The following is a 19,990-nucleotide window of genomic DNA, read 5'->3' on the forward strand; positions in this document are numbered from 1 at the left end:
GGAAGGAAAGGAACGGACGATGTCGGTGGAGCCGGCGGTCACACGACGATCCCGCCGTCGATGCGGAGCACCGCGCCGGTGATGTACGCGGCCTTGTCGGAGACGAGGAAGGCGATGGACTCGGCGACCTCCTCGGCGGTGCCGAAGCGGCCGAGGGGTACGGCGGCGAGGGTGCGGGCGCGCTGTTCCTCGGTGAAGGCCTCCGCGGTCATGTCGGTCTCGATCATGCCGGGGGCGACGGCGTTGACCCGGATGCCGAAGCGGGCGGCCTCCTTGGCGAGGGCGCAGGTCAGGCCGATGATTCCGGCCTTGGAGGCGGAGTAGTTGCCCTGTCCTGGGTTGCCGGCGCCGGAGACGCTGGAGAGGGTGACGATCGAGCCGGCCCTGCGCTTGACCATCGGGAACAGGGCGGCCCGGCAGACGTGGGCGGTGCCGTCGAGGTTGGTGTCGATGACGTCCTGCCAGTCCTGGTCGGACATCAGCAGCAGGGGCCGGTCGCGGGTGATGCCGGCGGAGGCGACGGCGACGGTGACGGGCCCGAGTTCGCTCTCGGTGCGCCCCACCCAGTCCCGTACGGCCGGTGCGTCGGCGACGTCCAGCCGCTGCGCCAGCCACCGCACGCCCAGCGCGTCCAGCTCCTTCCCGAGCCGGTTCGCGGCGTCCTCGTCGGCCCGGTAGGCGAAGCTGACGTCGTACCCGTCCCGGGCGAGCCGCAGGGCGGTGGCCCGCCCGATACCGCGCGACCCGCCGCTGATCAGGGCGGTGCCGAGGCCGTCCCGTGCCCCGCTCACGTCTCCTCCCCGAGCAGTCGCACCACCGCGCAGGCCACGGACCCGTCACGGTCGATCGAGGTGATCACGGCCGGTCTGCCGTGGCTCGTGGGATCGCCCTTCGCGGTGGCGAGGAGGGCGGCGAGCTGGAAGGTGGTGGAGGCGGCCGCGGTGTCGCCGATGTGGGTGTGGACATGGACCCGATCCGTGGCCTCGGGGCCGAACAGGCGCCTGAGCAGGGCGGTTTCGACGTGGCCCGTGCGTCCCGTGAGGCCGCCCGCCACCGCGGCCCAGACGTCCGGCGCCTCGACGCCGGCGGCGGCGAGGGCGGCACGGACGCAGGCCTCGGCCGTCGTCGCGAGCCGGTCGTCGACGTCCACGCGGGCGTCCACGGCGAGGAGTTCGGCCAGCGCGGTGCGACCGGCCGGTATGCCGTTGCCCGGCTCGACCAGGAGGAGGGCGCAGCCCTCGCCGAGCGGTCCGGGCGTCTCGTCGGCGGCGCGGGTGTGGTGCTCGATCCAGGAGCGGGACGGCGAGTACTCCTCGACGGCGCCGACCAGGACCCGTTCGGCGCGGCCGGCCGCGAGGAGGCGGCGGGCGTAGCCGAGGGCGAGGAGGCCGGAGGGGCGGCCGCCGGCGAGGGTGGTGTTGGGGCCCTTGAGGCCGAAGCGGATGGCGCTGGCGGCGGCGGGGCAGTTCATCAGGACGTTCGGCATGTACTGCGCCGGCACGTCGTAGGGCTTCTCCCCGGTGAAGGAGGCGTGCGCGAAGTCGTGCTGGCTCTGCGCGCTGCCGAGGGTGGTGGCGAGGACGAGTGCGGTGCCCGTGCCGACCGGTACCGGCCGCCGCGCGCGGGACGCCTCGTCGAAGAGTTCCCGTACGGCGGTGACGGCGAGGCCGGTGGCACGGTCCATGGTGCGGGTGCCGGCTCGGCCGAGCACCTCGCGCACCTCGAACCCGGGGACGAGGCAGGCCTGTTCACCGGCGTGCCCGTCGGGGACGGGGACGGCACGGCTGCCGTCCCCGGCGTCCGCGGCGACGTCCGCTGTGACGCCCCGCGCGTAGTCGGCGCTCTCCAGGCCGTACGGCGAGACGGCCGACCAGGCGGTGATGAAGTGGCGGTCGGTGGGGACCGCGACGGTCGTCATGATCAGCTCTCCTGGTGTCTGCCGAGGACGACGGCGGCGTTGTTGCCGCCGAAGGCCAGGCCGTTGTTGACGACGACCCTGAGGTCGGCGTCGACGGCGTGGTTGGGCACGCAGTCGACGGCGCACTCGGGGTCGGTGGTGCGGTGGTTGACGGTCGGCGGGACGAAGCCGTGCGCGAGCGCGAGCGCCGAGGCGGCGGCGCCGAGGGCGCTGGCGGCGCCCATGGTGTGGCCGAGCATCGACTTCAGGGCGACGGTGCGCGGCGGCCGGTCCCCGAACACCTGGCGGACGGCCCGGATCTCGGTGACGTCGTTGGTGGGGGTGCCGGTGCCGTGCGCGGAGATCAGGTCGACCTCCTCGGGTTTGACGCCCGCGTCGGCCAGGGCGAGCCGCATGACCTGCGCGACGCTGTCCGTGTGGGGCGCGGTGGGGTGGTGGGCGTCGCAGTTGAGGCCGTAGCCGAGGAGTTCGGCGTAGACGCGGGCGCCCCGGGCCCGCGCCGACTCCAGGTCCTCCAGGACGAGGACGCCCGCGCCCTCGGCGGTGAGCAGTCCTTCCCGGTCGGCGTCGAAGGGCCGGCAGCGGTCGGAGGCGACGAGGCCGAGCCGGTGGAATCCGGCGAAGGTGCGCCGGGTCAGCGCGTCGGCCCCGCCGACGAGCGCCCAGTCGGCCTCGCCGGAACGTACGGCGTCGTAGCCGTCGCCGACGGCGTAGTTGCCGGCCGCGCAGGCGGTGCCGAGGACGGAGGGCACCGCCCGGGACAGCCGCAGTTCCCTGACGACGGCGAGGGCGAGGCGGTGGGCGGCGAGCCGGCCGACCGCGACCGGGTCGAGGTCGGCCGGTACGGTGCCGTTCGCCTGGGCCTCGACGAGCCGGTCGAGGGCGTCGGCCTCGCCGTCGGTGGTGCCGACGGTGACCAGGCCCGGCCGCTCCCGCAGGTCCGCCGGGTCGAGCCCGGCGTCGCTCACCGCCATGCGGGCGGCGGCGACGGAGAACTGCGTGGCGCGGCCGAGCTGTTCGGCCGGCGTGTGGCGGACCCACTGGGACGGGGTGAAGTCGTGCACCTCGTGGGCGAGTTGCCGGCGGAAGCCGGTGCTGTCGAAGCGGGTGATGGGGCCCGCTCCGCACCGGCCCTCGCGCAGGCCCCGGGTGAACTCGGTGACGCCGTTGCCGATGCTGGACAGGACCCCGATCCCGGTCAGCACCACACGCCGGGCGGTCATCGCGCTTCGGCCCGCGCCAGGACCTCGAGGACGGCCTCGAGGTTGACCATCTTCGGCAGTTCGTCCTGCTCGATCGTCACGCCGAAGGTCTTCTCCAGCGTGGACAGCAGCTCGATGGCGGCGAGGGAGTCGGCGCCGTAGTCGTCGACGAACAGGCCGGTCCGGGTCAGCTCCTCCTCGAGTTCGAGGGCGTCGGCGATGATCTCTCTCACCTGGGCCTCGACGGCCTCGTCGATGGTGATGGCACTCATGGCGTTCCTTTCCTGTCCTTCGTGTGAGGTGGTGGTGGTACGAGGTGGGGTCGGTGGCCGGTGGTGCGGTCGGTCAGCTCGCCTCGGCGAGGCTGCGGGGCCGCAGGTCGGTCCAGGTCCGCTCGATGTGGTCGAGGGCCTCGGCCCGTGACGCGTCCGACAGGACGGCACTCCAGCCGTCGGGTATCTGCGCGAACGCCGGCCACAGGCAGTGCTGTCCCTCCTCGTTGACCAGCACGTGAAATGTCCCGGCCTCGTCGTCAAACGGATTTCCCATTACCGTGACGTGTCCCTTCTTTTTCCACGGACGCGGGCGCACTGATCCCGCGCGGGCATTTCATGGAATGATTCGGATTCGGAATCGGAACCGGTGTGGGAACCGGGATCCGAATCGGAATCGAAATCGGAATTCAGAGTTCGGTTCTGCTTTCGCTCCTCATTCCATGAGGTCGGTCAGCACGCGGGCGATGGCCGCCGCCGGGGCGGCGTCCAGCATTCCGTCGTGGTCGGCGTCCACCGCGTGCCGGACGATCCGGCCGGCGGTGTGGTCGGCCCAGACGGACTCGGTGGGGGCGTGCGTGTCCCCTCCTCGCGTCGCCGCGAAGAAGTGCAGGTCGCCCTGGTGAAGGCGGGGGCGGTGGGTGACGGCGAGACCGTCGAGGGCGCGGATGACCCGCAGCAGGCGGGTGTACTGGCCGTCGGTCAGCTCCGTCAGCGCGTTGCCCGCGGCGCCGAGCCGGGCGCGCAGTTCGGCGCTCAGCAGGACGTCATCGGGTACGCCGTCCGCGGAGTCCGCACCGTGCTTGGAATCCCCCGATTCCCCCGATGCCCCCGTCTGTTCGGCCGGCTGCGCCGGGAACCCGTCGAGGTTCGCCAGCAGGGCGACCTTTTCCCCGGCCGCCACGATGTGGCATGCCATTTCGTGGGCGACCAGGCCGCCGAACGACCAGCCAAGAATATGGTACGGGCCGTCCGGCTGGATTTCCACCATTCTTTCGACGTATTGGGCGGCCATTTCCGAAACGGAGGCCGGCTGCGCGGCGTCGTGCTGGATTCCGCCGGCCTGGAACGCGTACACGGGCGTGTCGGGAAGGTGTGCGGCGAGGGAGAGGAAGGGCCAGCCGAGGCCGACGCCGCCGTGCACGCAGAACAGGGGCGGGCGGCTGCCGTGCGGGCGGATCGGCAGGACGGGGGCGAAGGCGGCGTCGCCGGAGGTGTCCGGGCCGCTCCGCTCGTCCCGGCCGGCGAGGTCCTGGACGGCGAGGTCCTGGACGGCGATCCCGGCCAGCGCGGCGACCGTGCGGTGCACGAAGACGTCGGCCGGCGTGAACCGGACACCGGCCGCCCTGGCCCGGCCCACCAGCCGGATGGAGCGGATCGAGTCACCGCCGAGCGCGAAGAAGTCGTCGTCGGCGCCGACCCGTTCGACCCCGAGGGTCTCGGCGAACAGCCGGCACAGCAGCTCTTCCAGCGGGGTGTCCGGCGCCCGCCCGGCGGCCGGCGCCGGGGTGTCGGGCACGGGCAGCCGTGCGCGGTCCACCTTGCCGTTGGGGGTGAGCGGCAGCGCCTCCAGGGGTACCAGGGCCGCCGGGACCATGTAGTCGGGCAGCCGGCGGGCCAGGTGGGCGCGCAGGTCGGGACGCTCGTCACCGCCGTCCGCGGGTGCGGCGTGCACGACGTACCCGGTCAGCCGGTCCTCACGGACCACGACCGCCGCCTGGGCGACCGCCGGATGGTCCGCCAACGCGGCCTCGATCTCGCCGAGTTCGATGCGGAAGCCCCGCACCTTGACCTGGTGGTCGACCCGGCCGAGGTAGTCGATCGTGCCGTCGGACCGCTGCCGTACGAGGTCGCCGGTGCGGTACATCCGGGCGCCCGGTGCGGAGGTGAAGGGGTCGGCGACGAAGCGTTCGGCGGTGAGGGCGGGGCGGCCGTGGTAGCCGCGGGCCAGGCCGACGCCGCCGATGTACAGCTCGCCGGTGGCGCCGGTCGGGGCCGGCTGCAGGTCGGGGCCGAGGACATAGGTGCGGTTGCCGCCGAGGGGGCGGCCGATGGGCGGGGTGCCGGTGCCGTCCAGTTCGGTGGCGGTGGACCAGATGGTGGTCTCCGTCGGGCCGTACAGGTTGGTCAGTTTGCGGGTGGCGGCGGCCAGCCGGGCGGCGAGCGCCGGGCTGATGGCCTCGCCTCCGGTCAGCGCGTGGAGGCCCGCGAGTGCGGCCGGGTGCTCGGTGACCAGGGCGTGCCACAGGGTGGGCGTGGCCTGCATGACGGTGGCGCCGGAGGCCGTCAGCAGCGCGGCGAGCGCGTCCGGGTCGCGGACGGTGTCGTGGCCGGCGAGGACCAGGGTGGCGCCGGAGACCAGGGGGCCGAACAGCTCCAGGTTGGCGATGTCGAAGCCGAACGTGGTGACCGCGACGAACCGGTCGTCCGCCCCGAGGCCGAGGCGTCCGCGCAGGTCGGCGAGGAAGTTCGCGAAGGCCGCGAAGGAGATCACCACGCCCTTGGGGCGGCCGGTGGAGCCGGAGGTGTAGATGGTGTAGGCGGCCTCGGCGGGCGCCGGAACGCCGGTGAACTCCGGTGCGGCCGGGACGGGTTCGTCCAGCAGCAGGCGCGGTACGGCGTCCAGCGCGGGCAGGCGGCCGGCCACGTCCGTCGTGGTGAGGACCAGCACCGGGCCCGCGTCCTCCACCACGTAGCCGATGCGCTCCGACGGGTAGGCCGGGTCGATCGGCAGATAGGCGGCGCCCGCCTTGTGCACGGCGAGGACGGCCACCACCAGCTCGGCCGACCGGCGCAGGGCCACGGCGACCAGGCTGCCCGGGCCGGCGCCCCGGGCGCGCAGGGCCCGCGCGAGGCGGGAGGCCCGCTCGTCCAGCTCGCGGTAGGTCAGCTCCTGGTCCTCGAAGACGAGGGCGGTGCGGTCCGGGTGGGCGGCGGCCCGCTGTTCGAACCAGCGGTGCGGGGGCTCGTCGCAGGGGTGGGCCGCGGCCTGGTTCCACTCCTCCAGCAGCGTCTCGCGCTCGCCGGGCAGCAGGGCGGAGATCTTGCTCAGGGGCTGGTCGGGGGCGGCGGTCAGGGCGGCGAGGAGGTGCGCGAACCGGTCGGCGAGACGCCTCGCGGTGTCCTCGGCGAACAGGTCGGCGCTGTACTCCAGCCGGCCGGCGAGACCCGCGGGCCCGCCCGCGCTGTCGTGGTCCTCCGCCAGGTCGAAGGCGAGGTCGAAGCGGGCGCCTCCGGTCTCGGCGGACCCGAACTCCACCTCCAGTCCCGGCAGTTCGAGATCGGCGCGGGCGTTGTTGTGCAGGGCCAGCAGGGTCTGGAAGAGGGGGTGCCGGGCCGGCGAGCGGTTCGCGGCGAGCGCCTCGACGAGCTTCTCGAACGGCACGTCCTGGTGGGCGAAGGCCGCCAGGTCCGCCGTACGGACGCGGTCGAGGAGTTCGGCGAAGGTGGGGTCGCCGGAGACGTCGGTGCGCAGGACGAGCGTGTTGACGAAGAAGCCGACCAGGTCGTCCAGGGCCTCGTCGGTACGGCCCGCGACCGGGGTGCCGACGGGCACGTCGTGGCCGGCGCCCAGCTTGGCGTACAGGGCCGCCAGCGCGGCCTGGAGCACCATGAAGAGGCTCGCGCCGCTGCGGGCGGCGAGGCCGGCGGCCCGGCGGTGCGTCTCGGCCGGGACGGTGAAGCCGACGGTGCCGCCCCGGTAGGAGGCGACCGCGGGCCGGGGCCGGTCGGCCGGGAGCTGGAGCTCGTCGGGCAGACCGTCCAGCGTCTTGCGCCAGAAGGCGAGTTGCTCGTGCGCCACGGTCCCCGGGTCGTCCTCGTCGCCGAGCAGCTGCCGCTGCCACAGCGCGTAGTCCGGGTACTGCACGGGCAGCGGCGCGAACCGTGGTGCCGCCCCGCCGAGCCGGGCCCGGTAGGCGGTGCCGAGGTCATGGGCGAGGACGGCGTTGGACCAGCCGTCGGCGGCGATGTGGTGGATGACGACGGCGAGCAGGTGCTCGTCGTCGCCGGTCCTGAACAGCGCGGCCCGCAACGGGAGTTCGACGGCGAGGTCGAACCCGCGGGCGGCGAAGGAGGAGACGTCGTCGCCGTCGAACAGCGGCAGCTCCACGCCGGCCGTGTCCAGCACCCGCTGGTACGGCTCCCCGTCCGCCTCCGGGAACACGGTCCGCAGCGCCTCGTGCCGCGCGACCACGTCGTTCAGCGCCGCGTGCAGCGCCTCCCGGTCCAGCGGCCCCGACAGCCGCAGCGTCCAGGGCAGGTGGTACGCCCCGGCCGTCCCCCCCAGCCGGTTCAGCACCCACATCCGCCGCTGGGCGTACGACAGCGCAGGCCGCTCGGGCCGTACGGCGGGCGCGAGGGCCGGGCGTGCCGCTCCCCCCGTCCGCAGGCGGGCGGCGAGGCGGGCCGGGGTGGGCTCCTCGAAGACCAGCGCCATGGGCAGTTCCGCGCCGAGCAGCGCCCGCACACGGCTGATGAGCCGGGTCGCGAGCAGCGAGTGGCCGCCGAGGTCGAAGAAGTCGTCGTCGGCGCCGACCCGTTCGACACCGAGGACGTCGGCGAAGGCCTGGCAGAGCGCGGCCTCCTGCGGGGTGCGCGGCTCGCGGGTCGTGACGCCGGCCAGGTGCGGGGCGGGCAGGGCCTTGCGATCCACCTTGCCGTTCGAGGTGAGCGGCAGCGCGTCCAGGACGACGAAGGCGGACGGCACCATGTACTCGGGCAGCAGCCCGGCGAGGGCCTGCTTCACGCGCGCGGGGTCCGCGTCACCGGCGAGGTACGCGGCGAGGCGGGCGGTGCCGGTCTCCCCGAACACGGTGACCACGGCGTCCGCGACACCCGGCAGGGTGCGCAGGACGGCCTCGATCTCGCCGAGTTCGACGCGGTGCCCGCGCACCTTGACCTGGTGGTCGCGCCGCTCCAGGAACTCCAGCCGCCCGTCCGCGTGCCGCACGACCCAGTCGCCGGTGCGGTACATCCGCGCCCCCGGCACCCCCGCGAAGGGGTCGGCCACGAACACGGCGCCGGTACGCCGGGCGTCGTCGAGATACCCGCGCCCGACCCCGCGCCCCCCGACATACAGCTCCCCCGGCACCCCGGCGGGCACCGGCCGCAGCGCGTCGTCGAGGACGTACAGCCCGGTCTCCCGCACGGCCCGCCCGATCGGGGCCCGTACGTCGCCCAGGCCGATGTCGGAGCCGATCAGGGCGTGGGTGACGTCGTCGGAGCACTCGGTGGGGCCGTAGGCGTTGACCAGCCGGATGCCGGGGAAGCGGGCGAGCCAGCGACGGCACAGGTCGGCGGGCAGCGCCTCCCCGGTGACGACCAGGTGCCGCAGCCCCGTCAGCGCCGGCGGCCGCGCCCCCGCGTCCCAGGCGTCCAGCGCGGCCCGCAGCAGCGACGGCACGACCTCCAGCACGGTCACCGCCTCCGCGTCGGCGAGTCCGAACAGCGCCTGCGGATCGGCGGCCGTGGACCGGGCCACCACCCGCAGCCGGCCACCGCTGACGAGCGCGGCCAGCATCTGCCACACGGAGATGTCGAAGGTGACCGGCGCGTTGTGCACCAGCACGGTCCCCTCGTCCAGCCCCAGGTCCTCCACCTTGGCCAGCAGATGGTTCACCATCCCGTCACGGTGCACCATCGCCCCCTTGGGACGACCGGTGGAACCCGAGGTGAAGATGACGTAGGCGAGGTCGAGGGGGGTGCCGGGGGCCGGGGGGAGGGGGGCTGCGGACAGGGTGGTCACCACGGTGACGGGGATGCCGACCGAGGGCTCGCCGACGAGCGCCGGGCCTCCGGCCGCGACAGGCGCCGTCCCGCCGGACACGGGGAGCGCACCCCCACCGGACCCGGCCGGGCGCGTCGGCGCCCCGGCCACAGGCACGGAGAACTCAGCCCCACCGGCCCCGCCCGAGCGCACCGGCGCCCCGGCCGCGGGCGCGGGAAGCGGCGTTCCGCCGGACACGGCCGGCTCCGTCGGTGCCCCGGCGGCGGCGGTGAGCAGTTCCCGTGCCGCTCCCGCGTGCTCCTCGTCCACCAGCAGGTGCCGCACCCCCGCGTCCCGGACCAGCGAGGCGCTGCGGGCCGGCGGCGCGTGTACGTCGAGGGGGAGCCAGGCGGCGCCTGCCGCGAGGGTGCCGAGTACCGAGGCGACGAAGTCGCAGCCCGGTGCCGCGAGGACGCCGACCAGGGAGCCGGGGCCGATGCCGGCGCCGGTGAGGTGGGCGGCGATGCCGCCGGCGCGCTCGGACAGCCGACGGTAGGTGAGCCGCTCGTGGTCGTCGGCGACGGCCTCGGCGTCGGGGCGGGCGGCGGCGAGGCCGCGGACGCGGGCCACCACGTCGGTGAAGGCGTCGCCCCAGGCCGACCGTACCGGCAGGTCCAGCACGTCCTCGCCGGGCAGCAGCGTCCCGATCCTGCCGAACGGCGTCTCCGGCTCGGCGACCGCCGTCCGCAGCACCCGCTCCAGCCGCTCGACGACACGGGCCGCGTCGGCGGGGGCGTAGCGGCCGGGGTCGTAGGAGAGGGTCAGGCGGAGCCGCTCGCCGGGGATCGCCATCAGGCTCAGCGGGTAGTGCGTGGCGTCCTTCGCCTCCAGGCCGGTCACCGTGAGGCCGGGGACGGGGTCGCGCAGGGCGGCCGGGTCCAGGGGGTAGTTCTCGAAGACCAGCACGGTGTCGTACAGCTCGCCCAGGCCCGCCGTCCGCTGGATGCGGGCGGCGCCGAGGTGCTGGTGGGGCAGGAGCGCGGCCTGCCGGTCCTGGAGCCGGGCGAGGATCTCCGGGAACGTGCGGTACGGGTCCAGCGTGACCCGCACCGGCACGGTGTTGATGAACAGGCCCACCATCGACTCGACGCCGGGCAGCTCCGGCGGCCGCCCGGAGACGGTGCCGCCGAAGACGACGTCGCTGCGGCCGGTGAGGGTGCCCAGGACGGCGGCCCAGGCGCCCTGCACCACCGTGTTGAGGGTGAGGCCCCGCTCCTTCGCCCAGGCGGTGAGGTCGGCCGTGAAGCCGGCGGGCAGGTCGAGGACGTGGTGGTCGGGCAGCCGTGAGCCGTCCGTGCCGCCCGGGGCGACGAGGGTGGCCTCGGTGAGCCCGTCCAGCGCCTCCCGCCAGGCCGCCTCCGCCCCGGGGACGTCCCGCCGGGCGAGGTGGGCGAGGTAGGCCTTGTACGGGGTGACCGGCGGCAGGGGCGCCGCCGGGTCGCCGTACAGGGCGAACAGTTCGCCGATGATGACCGGCATCGACCAGCCGTCGAACAGGATCTGATGAGCCGTCAGCACGAATCGGTACGTCTGCTCGCCCGTTCTCAGCAGCCGGAACCGGAGCAGCGGCGGGCGGGCCATGTCGAAGGGCCGCAGCCGGTCCTCCTCGGTCAGCTCCCGGACGCGGTCCTCGTCCCTGACGTCGTCCTCCCGCCACGGCAGGGTGACCGTGCGCGGCACGAGCTGGACGGGGTCGCCGTTGTCGCGGTAGCGGAAGCCGGCCTTCAGGTGCGGGTGGCGATCGAGGAACCGCTCGGCGGCGGCCCTCAGACGCGCCCCGTCCAGCGGGCCGGACAGGTCCAGGACCAGCTGCACGGTGTAGACGTCCAGCTCCCGCCGGCCGGAGACCGCGTGGAAGAGCAGGCCCTCCTGCAGTGGGGTGAGCGGCAGGACGTCGCTCAGGTTGGATCGTCCTCGTGTCACAGGGAGGCCCCCCAGTCGTCCATCTCGTTCTCGAATGCGTCCAGTTCGTCCTGGCTCAGCGCGATCAGGTCCACGTCGCTGGGCGTGTGGCCGCCCGCGTCGGGCCCCTGGGCGTGGGCGACGAGCGCCCGCAGCGCACGGAACCAGCCCTCGGCGACATCGGCCGCATCGGCCTCGTCGAGGAGTTCGCCCGGCCAGGTCCAGGTGGCGGTCAGGCGCGGCCCGTCCGGCCCGTCCTCGGTGAGGGCGTTGAGGCCGAGCACGTGCGGCAGCGCCAGCCCGGGGTCGGCGCCCGCCGCGATCAGCGGTGACTCCGCGGTGGTCGCCCAGTCCGCGTCGCGCGCGGCGGGCAGCCGGCCCAGGTAGTTGAAGCCGAGCTGCGGGGTCCGCTCCAGGCCCGGGTGGGCGGCGAGCCGGCGCAGGAGGCCGTGGCCGATGCCGTGGTCGGGCACGGCCCGCAGCTGCTCCTTCACCTGCTTCAGCACCCGCCCGGCCGACGGCCCGCCGGCCCACACCTCCGTCCAGTCCGGCGCGCCCAGCTCGACCCGCAGCGGGTAGGTGGTGGTGAACCAGCCGACCGTGCGGCCCAGGTCGACCCCCTCGGCGATCTCCTCGCGCCCGTGCCCCTCCATCTCGATCAGCACCGCGCTGCCGTCGTTCCCCTCGCCCCGCGTGCGGCGCCGCCAGTCGGCGACGGCCAGCGCGTAGGCGGTGACGAGCACGTCGTTGATCTCCGCGTGGAAGGCGGCGGGCACGTCGGTGAGGACGGCCCGGGTGGTCTCCGCGTCGAGGGTGAGGCGCAGGGTGCGGGCGGTGGCGTGGGTGTCCCGCGCCGGGTCGAGGGGCCGTGCGGCGAGCAGCGGGTCGGGCGCGGACAGCATCCGCTGCCACAACTCCGCCTCGGCGGAGCGCCGTTCGGAAACGGCCTCCTCGGCGAGCAGCCCCGCCCAGTACCGTACGGAGGTGCCGACCGGCTCCAGTTCCGCCGGCTCGCCCGCGGCCGCCGCCTCGTGGGCGCGGCGCAGGTCGTCCAGGAGGATCCGCCAGGAGACGCCGTCGCAGACCAGGTGGTGCAGGGTCAGCACGAGCCGCCCGGGCCGGCCGGCGCCCGCGTCGAGCCAGGTCGCGCGGAGCATGGTGCCGTCGCGGGGGGCGAGGCGTGCGGCGCCCTCGCGCGCGGCCCGCCGCACCGCGTCCGCGACCTCGGCGGCGTCCAGCCGGGCCACGTTCTCCCGGCCCAGCAGCCAGGGCGCGTTGACCGAGCCGGGCTCGCGCACCTTCAGTGTCCAGGTGCCGTCCGCGCCGTCGACGGACAGGCGCATCCGCAGGGCGTCGTGGTGGTCGATCACCGTCTGCAGGGCGGTCGCGAGGACGGTGCGGGTGAGGCCGGCCGGGGTGCGGACGGCGACCGCCTGGTGGAAGGCGTCGTACGGGCCGTCCAGCTCGCGCAGCCAGTGCACGATCGGGGTGGGCGCGAAGTCGCCGACGCCGTCGTCCGTGCCGCGCACGACCTGCTCCTCGACCGGCCGGGCGACGACGGCGAGCGCGGCGGGGGTGCGGTGCAGGAAGACGTCCTGCGCGGTGAGCAGCAGCCCCGCCGCCCGGGCGCGTCCGACGAGCTGGATGGAGCTGATGGAGTCGCCGCCGAGGTCGAAGAAGCCGCTGTCCGCGCCGACCTCGGCCAGCCCCAGCACCTCGCCGAACACCGCGCACAGCACCCGTTCCTGCTCGGTCACCGGCGCCCGGCCGCGTGTCGCGTCCGTGTAGTCGGGCGCCGGCAGGGCGCGCCGGTCGAGCTTGCCGTTGGTGGTGAGCGGCAGGTCCGCCAGCGTCACCACGGCGGCCGGGACCATGTAGTCGGGCAGCCGCCCGGCCACGTGGGTGCGCAGGGTCGCCGGGGGCGGGGTCGCGCCGGCCGCCGGGACGACGTAGGCGACGAGCCGCTTGTCGCCGGGCCGGTCCTCGCGGACGACGACCGCGGCCCGGTCGACCTCCGGGTGGGCGAGCAGCGCCGACTCCACCTCGGCCAGTTCGATGCGGAAGCCCCGCAGCTTGACCTGGTCGTCGGCGCGGCCCACGTAGTCGAGGGTGCCGTCGGCCCGCCAGCGCACCAGGTCGCCGGTGCGGTACATGCGGGCGCCGGGCCCGCCATGGGGGTCGGTGACGAACCGCTGGGCGGTCAGGTCCGGGCGCCCGAGGTAGCCGAGCGCGAGGCTCGCGCCGCCGACGTACAGTTCGCCGGTCACGCCGACCGGGACGGGCCGCAGGTCGTCGTCGAGGACGTGCACCACCGTGCCGGCCAGCGGGGTGCCGATCGGCGGCCTGCCGCCGGGGATCAGCGGGGTGCTGACGGTCGCGCAGACCGTCGTCTCGGTCGGGCCGTAGGCGTTGAGCAGCGTGGTGTTCGCGGCCCACTTCTCCACCAGCGCGGGCGGGCAGGCCTCCCCCGCCGTGATCACGGTGATCCCGGGCGGCGCCGGCCGGTCCTCCGGCCAGGCGGCCAGCACGGCTGGCGGCAGGCACACCACGTCGATACCGGCGTCGGTGAGGTAGGTGGCGAGCGGGTCGCCGGGGCCGCGCTGCTCCTCGGTGGCCAGCACCAGGACCGCGCCGGTCACCAGGGTGGTCAGCACCTCCCAGGCCGCCGCGTCGAAGCTGAGCGAGGCGAACTGCAGCACCCGTGTGCCCTCCCGCACCCCGAACCGCCCGGCCTGCGCGGTCAGCGCGGCGGCGGAGGCGTGCCCGACGACCACGCCCTTGGGGCGGCCGGTGGAGCCCGAGGTGTAGATGACGTACGCCGGGTCGCCGGGCGCCGGACCGCGCCCGGGGGCCCGGGTGGGCCGGCCCGCGAGGTCGGCGAGGGTCCCCTCCGCGTCCAGCACGAGCGGCTCGGGAGCGCTCGCCGGGACCCGGTCGGCGACGGCCGCCGTGGTCAGCACCGCGGCCGGGCGGGCGTCGCCGAGGACGTACGCGATCCGGTCGTCCGGGTAGGCCGGGTCGACCGGCAGGTACGCGGCCCCCGCGGCGAGGATCGCGAGCACCGCCGTGACGGTGTGCGCGGACCGCTCAGCCATCAGCGCGACCACCTGCCCGGGCCCGACGCCCCGCTCGACGAGCAGGTGCGCGAGCCGGTGCACCCGGTCGGCGAGGTCGCCGTAGGAGACGGTCGTGCCGTCGGGGAGGGCGAGCGCGGGCCGGTGCGGGTCGGTGGCGGCGCGGGCGGCGAACAGGCGGGGAACGGTGGTCGGTTCGGGGGCCGCGACGGACGAGCCGTTCCACTCGCCGAACAGCCGCTCCCGCTCCTTCGGCAGCAGCGCGTCGAAGCCGCTGAGCGCGGTGTCGGGCCGCTCGGTGAGGGCGCGCAGGAAGCTCGACAGGCGGGCGGCGACCGACTCGGCCGTCGCGTGGGTGAACAGGTCGGCGCTGTACTCCAGCAGGCCGCCGATGCCGGCGGGGCGGCCCTTGTCGTCCTGCTCCTCGGTGAGTTCGAAGGCCAGGTCGAAGCGGGCGGTGCCCGTCGGGACGGCGGTCGTCTCGGCGCGGGTGCCGGGCAGGGCGAGGTCGGCCGGGGCGTTGTTCTGCAGGGCGAGCAGCACCTGGAACAGCGGCTGACGGGCCAGCGAGCGCTCCGGGTTGAGGGCGTCCACCAGCCACTCGAACGGCACGTCCTGGTGGGCGTAGGCGGCGAGGTCGGTGGCGCGGGCGCGGGCGATCAGGTCACGGAAGGTGGGGTCGCCGGAGACGTCGGTGCGCAGCACCAGCGTGTTCACGAAGAACCCGACCTGCCGCTCCAGCGCCGCGTCCGTACGCCCCGCGACCGGTGTGCCCAGCGGGATGTCGGTGCCGGCGCCCAGCTTGCGCAGCAGCGCGGCGAGCGCGGCCTGCAGCACCATGAAGGTGCTGGCGCCGGTGGCGCGGGCGAGCGCGGTGACCGCCTCGTGCAGCTCCCGGTCCAGCCGGAAGAACACCTGGCCGCCCCGGTGACCGGGCAGCGCGGGCCGCGGGAAGTCCGCGGGCAGCTCCAACTCGTCGGGGATCCCGGCGAGTTCCTCGCGCCAGAAGGCGAGCTGACGCGCGGCGAGCGAGGCGGGGTCGGCGCTGTCGCCGAGCAGCTCCCGCTGCCACAGCGTGTAGTCGGCGTACTGCACCGCCGGCGGCTCCCAGTCGGGGGCGCCGCCCTCCGCGCGCGCCGTGTACGCGGTGCGCAGGTCCTCGGCGAGCGGCAGCACCGACCAGCCGTCCCCGGCGATGTGGTGCAGCACCACCAGCAGCACGTGCTCGCGCGGCTCCTGGCCGTCGCCTTCCGGCAGCGCGAACAGTTCGGCCCGCAGGGGCAGGTCGACGGCGAGGTCGAAGGGGCGTACGGCCCGCTCCGCGAGCGCCGCGTCCAGGTCCTCGGGGGCGATCTCGGTGACCGGCAGCAGCGGGCGGTGGGCTCCGGCGTCCAGGACGACCTGGACGGCCCGGCCGTCCTGCTCGGGGAAGACCGTGCGCAGCGACTCGTGCCGGTCGACGACGTCCCCGAGGGCCGCGGCGAGCGCGTCCCGGTCCAGGCGTCCGGTCAGCCGCACGGCCCGCGGCAGGTGGTAGCCGACGGCCGCGTCGGCGTCGAGCCGGTCCAGGAACCACAGGCGCTGCTGCGCGAAGGACAACGGCAGCTCGTCGGGCCGCTCGCGGGCGGTGACCGCAGGGCGCGCGGCACCGGCCTCGGCGAGCTTCGCGGAGAGTTCGGCGACCGTGGGCGCCTCGAAGAGGACCCGCACGGGCAGTTCGGCGCCGAGCAGCAGCCGGATCCGGCTGATCACCCGGGTGGCCAGCAGGGAGTGGCCGCCGAACGCGAAGAAGTCGTCGTCGATGCCGACCTGTTCGACGCCGAGGACCTCCGCGAACACCGCGCACAGCACCTGCTCCTGCGGGGTGCGGGGGCGGCGGCCCGTCTGTCCGGCGGCGAGGTCGGGCGCGGGCAGCGCCTTGCGGTCGACCTTGCCGTTCGGGGTCAGCGGCAGCCGGTCCAGGACCACGAACGCGGCCGGGACCATGTAGTCGGGCAGGGTCCCGGCGAGCTCCGCCTTCACCTCGGCGACATCGACGTCCCCGGTGACGAACGCGGCCAGCCGCATCGTGCCGGCGCTGTCCACGGCGACGTCGACCGCCGCGTCGGTCACCCCGGTGACCTGCCGCAACGCGGCCTCGACCTCGCCGAGTTCGATGCGGTGTCCGCGGATCTTGACCTGGTGGTCGACGCGCTCCAGGAACTCCAGCCGGCCGTCGGCGCGGTGCCGTACGCGGTCGCCGGTGCGGTACATGCGGGCGCCCGGCGTCGGCGCGAACGGGTCGGCGACGAACACGGCCGAGGTGCGGCGCGGGTCGTCCAGGTAGCCGCGGCCCACGCCGACGCCGCCGACGTACAGCTCGCCCGGCGCGCCGACCGGCACGGGGCGCAGGCCGTCGCCGAGGACGTACAGGCGTGTGTTGCGGATCGCGGAGCCGATCGGGGTGTGGACGTCGCCGAGGTCGGCCTCGGAGCGGATGAAGGCGTGGGTGACGTCGTCGGAGGCCTCGGTCGGGCCGTAGGCGTTGACCAGCGGGACGTCGGGGAAGTGCGCGAACCAGCGGCGGCACAGGTCGGCGGGGAGGGCCTCGCCGGTGACGACGAGGTGGCGCAGGCAGGACAGCGCGGGCCGGGCGGCGCCGCTGTCCCAGTCGTCGACGGCGGCCCGCAGCAGCGAGGGCACGACCTCCAGGACGCTGATGTCCTCCTCGTCGACCAGCGCGAACAGGCCCTGCGGGTCGGCGGCCAGCGAGCGCGGCACGACCCTGGTGCGGCCGCCGGAGACGAGCGCGGCGAGCATCTGCCAGACGGAGATGTCGAAGGTGACCGGCGCGTTGTGCACGACCGTGTCGGCGGCCGTCAGCTCCAGGTCCTCCACCTTGGCCAGCAGGTGGTTGACCATGCCGGCCCGGTGCACCATGGCGCCCTTGGGGCGGCCCGTGGAACCGGACGTGAAGATCACATAAGCCAGGTCGTCGCCCACGCCCGCAGCCGCCACAGAAGGCGTACGAGCACCCGTCGGCGCATCGGAGGGCTCCCCCTCGTGGAGTTCGACGATCTTCGGCCAGTGCTCACCGGCCGCCAGCAGCTGGTGGGCGTACCCCTCGCGGGCGGGGCTGAACAGCAGGGCGTCCGCGCCGCTGTCGGCGAGCAGGGCGGCCCCGCGGGCCACGGGCGCGTGCACGTCCAGCGGGATCCAGGCGGCCCCCGTGGCGAGCACCCCGAGCACGGCGGCGACGAACTGCGCCCCCGGATCGGCCACCAGCGCCACCAGCGACCCGGTGGACACCCCGGCCCCCGACAGCCGCAGCGCCACCTCGTCGGCCCGCGCGCACAGCTCGGCGTACGTCAGCCGTACGGTGCCGTCGTCGACGGCGATCGCGTCCGGGGCCTCGGCGGCCAGCTCGCGCACCCGCTCCACCACGTCGGTGAAGCCGCCCGTGCGGACGGTGGCGTTCCAGTCCTCCAGCACGACCTGCCGTTCGGCGGGCAGCGTGACGTCGATGCGGCCCAGCGGCAGCGCGGCCGGGGCGAGCGCGAAGCTCTCCAGGTGACCGAGCAGACGCTCGCCGTGCGCGGCGAGTTCCTCGTCCGTGAACAGGCCCGGGTTGGCGTCCAGCCGCAGCGTCCAGCGGCCGTCCGGGGCGTCGAGGTAGATCACCTGGAGGCCCGGCACGGGCCCGGTGGAGTGGTTGTGCAGCCGGGCGGTGCACTCCCCGAAGACGAGGCCGGCCCCGGACTCCAGCACGTTGACGGTCGGCCCGTACGACAGCTCGGCCTCCGCGGACAGGCCGAGCTCGCGGCGGAGCCGGTCCCCGCGGTAGCCCTGGTGGCGCAGGGTGGAGCGGAGTTCGGCCGCGGTGTGCTCCAGGAGGGCGTCGCGGGTCAGGGCGGGGGTGACGTCCAGCGGCAGCGGCAGGAAGTTGGCGCGCATCCCGGGGACGGAGCGCGCGACCGGCGTCGACCGGGCCGGCACGGGCAGCGTCAGCAGGACGCGGCTGCCGCCCGTCACCTGGGCCAGATAGGAGGCGGTGGCGGCGACCAGCGCGGCCGGCAGGGTGACCCGGCTCTCCCAGGCGACGCGCTCCAGCCGGGTCACGGTCGCCGCGGGAACGGGGGAATTCCACCGCAGCGTGTGCCGTGCCCGTGCGGAGCGGCGCGGGGAGAGCCGGGTCGGCTCGGGGGTCTCCGCGAACCGGCCCGCCCAGAACCGGGCGTCCCGCTCGTGTTTCGCGGAGTCGAGGTAGGCCCGCTCGTCGTCGACGAGGACGCGCAGGGCCGGCAGCGGAGCGCCGGTGGTGTCGCCGGCGTACAGCTCGGCGAACCGCCGGTAGAAGGGCGTACGGCTGAAGCCGTCCAGCAGGATGTGGTTGGCGGAGACGTAGAAGCGGTGGTGCTCGTCGGTGAGGCGGTGCAGATCCCACCGCACGGCGCCCACGTCCAGGGAGGAGGGGCGCGCCAGGTCCTCCGCCATCAGCCGCCGGGAGACGGCGTCGGGGTCGCTCTCCCGGCGCAGGTCGCGGACGGGGACGGTGGGGGTGGCTAGGGGGCCGGTGGGGTGGGTCGGTTCGGCGGGGTGCAGGCCGCCGGCCGACTCGGTCCGCGCGGTGAACTCCCGGATCGTCTGCACGGCCTCGCCGTCCCGCTCCGTGAACACCGCGCGCAGGGCGTCGGTCTCCGCGAGCAGGCGCCGCCAGGCCGCCTGGAGGCGGGCGGGGTCCAGGGGGCCGTGCAGGTCCAGGTGGTCGGCCATGGTGAAGACCGGGTTGCCGGGGTCGAGCTGCTGGGCGTACCACATCTCCCGCTGCGCGAGCGAGAGCGGCAGTTCGTGGCTGAACGACTCGCTCATCGTTGATTCACTCCAGAGGTGGCGGGGGTCGGCCCGGTGCCGAGGCCGAACTCGTCGAGGCCGTAGATGTCCTGGACCCAGTTGCTCTGGTAGATCGTGTCCAGGTAGCGATCACCGAGGTCGGGGGAGATGGCCACGGCGGTGACGTCCTCCCCGGGCCGGTGCTCGTCCAGCCAGCGCACCGCGCCGTTGACGACCGTCCCGGTCGATCCGCCGAAGAGGAACCCGCTGCGCGCCAGCTGGTGGCAGGTGCGGATGGTGTCGATCTCCGGCACGAGCACCATGTCGTCGACGTACGACTCGTCGAAGAGGGCCGGCCGTACCCCGGCGCCGAGCCCGGGGATCATGCGGGGCCCGGCGGGCCCGCCGAAGGTGACCGAGCCGACGCTGTCCACGCCGACCACGGTCACCTGGGATCCGGGCCGGTCCTTGAAGTAGCGGGCGCAGCCCATCAGGGTGCCGGTGGTGCCGGCGCCGACGAACAGCAGCTCCAGTCCGGGGAACTGCTTCTCGATGGCCGGCGCGGTGGTCCGGTAGTGCGCCATCCAGTTGTTGGCGTTGGCGTGCTGGTTGAGCCAGAGCACCCGCTCGTCGCGGGAGCACAGCGCCCGTACGTGGTCCAGCCGGGCGCCCAGGAAGCCGCCCGCGCCGGTGGCCTCGGTGATGACGTGCACCTCGCCGCCGAGGGACTCGATGGCCTGTCGCGTCGTCAGGTTGGTGCGGGCGTCCACGACGCAGATGAAGCGATATCCCTTGGCCGCGGCGATCATGCTGAGCGCCAGGCCCAGATTGCCCGACGAGGACTCCACCAGCACGGAGTCCGGTCCCAGCGCGCCGCTGCGCTCGGCCGCGTCGATCATGGAGGCGGCGGCCTTGAGCTTCACCGAGCCGGCGAAGTTGAAGGCCTCGCACTTCAGATAGAGCGGCCATCCGTACAACTGCCGCAGATCGACGAAGAGATCCTCTTCGTGGAACTCCTGCGGGGTACCGATGATGGGCACCGTGCC

8 protein-coding genes are annotated in these 19,990 nt (G+C 74.8%); all 8 read right to left on the reverse strand.

Annotation, left to right across the window (positions count from 1 at the left end; genetic code table 11):
- Window positions 1–38: 38 nt before the first annotated feature.
- Entirely contained in the window at window positions 39–791 is a 753-nt protein-coding gene (fabG, locus tag IE263_RS10500; protein WP_189934714.1) for a 3-oxoacyl-ACP reductase FabG, read from the reverse strand.
- Window positions 788–1,918 carry a beta-ketoacyl synthase N-terminal-like domain-containing protein gene (locus IE263_RS10505; protein ID WP_189934716.1) on the reverse strand — a complete coding sequence of 377 codons (1,131 nt, stop codon included), beginning with the start codon at window positions 1,916–1,918 and terminating at the stop codon, window positions 788–790. Before IE263_RS10505 ends, fabG begins: the two co-directional genes overlap by 4 nt.
- A 2-nt stretch (window positions 1,919–1,920) precedes the next feature.
- Window positions 1,921–3,141 (reverse strand): beta-ketoacyl-[acyl-carrier-protein] synthase family protein, encoded by a 1,221-nt coding sequence (locus tag IE263_RS10510; protein WP_189934718.1) that lies wholly within the window; start codon window positions 3,139–3,141, stop codon window positions 1,921–1,923.
- On the reverse strand, window positions 3,138–3,392 hold the full coding sequence (locus IE263_RS10515; protein WP_189934720.1) for an acyl carrier protein: 255 nt from the start codon (window positions 3,390–3,392) through the stop codon (window positions 3,138–3,140). Before IE263_RS10515 ends, IE263_RS10510 begins: the two co-directional genes overlap by 4 nt.
- A gap of 73 nt (window positions 3,393–3,465) precedes the next feature.
- Entirely contained in the window at window positions 3,466–3,669 is a 204-nt protein-coding gene (locus tag IE263_RS10520; protein ID WP_189934722.1) for an MbtH family protein, read from the reverse strand.
- A 159-nt stretch (window positions 3,670–3,828) separates the two neighbouring features.
- Complete coding sequence (locus IE263_RS10525) at window positions 3,829–11,082, reverse strand: non-ribosomal peptide synthetase (protein ID WP_189934724.1); 7,254 nt, start codon at window positions 11,080–11,082, stop codon at window positions 3,829–3,831.
- A complete protein-coding gene (locus IE263_RS10530; RefSeq protein ID WP_189934726.1) occupies window positions 11,079–18,983 on the reverse strand; it encodes a non-ribosomal peptide synthetase in 7,905 nt (2,634 codons plus the stop codon). The genes IE263_RS10525 and IE263_RS10530 overlap by 4 nt, the downstream gene beginning before the upstream one ends.
- Window positions 18,980–19,984, reverse strand: coding sequence for a 2,3-diaminopropionate biosynthesis protein SbnA (sbnA, locus tag IE263_RS10535; RefSeq protein ID WP_189934728.1), 1,005 nt, complete (start codon window positions 19,982–19,984; stop codon window positions 18,980–18,982). Before sbnA ends, IE263_RS10530 begins: the two co-directional genes overlap by 4 nt.
- Between the last annotated feature and the right edge of the window lie 6 nt (window positions 19,985–19,990).

Origin of the sequence: Streptomyces aurantiogriseus, from assembly GCF_014649375.1 — a bacterium.
In the GTDB taxonomy this organism is placed as follows: Bacteria; Actinomycetota; Actinomycetes; order Streptomycetales; family Streptomycetaceae; genus Streptomyces; species Streptomyces aurantiogriseus.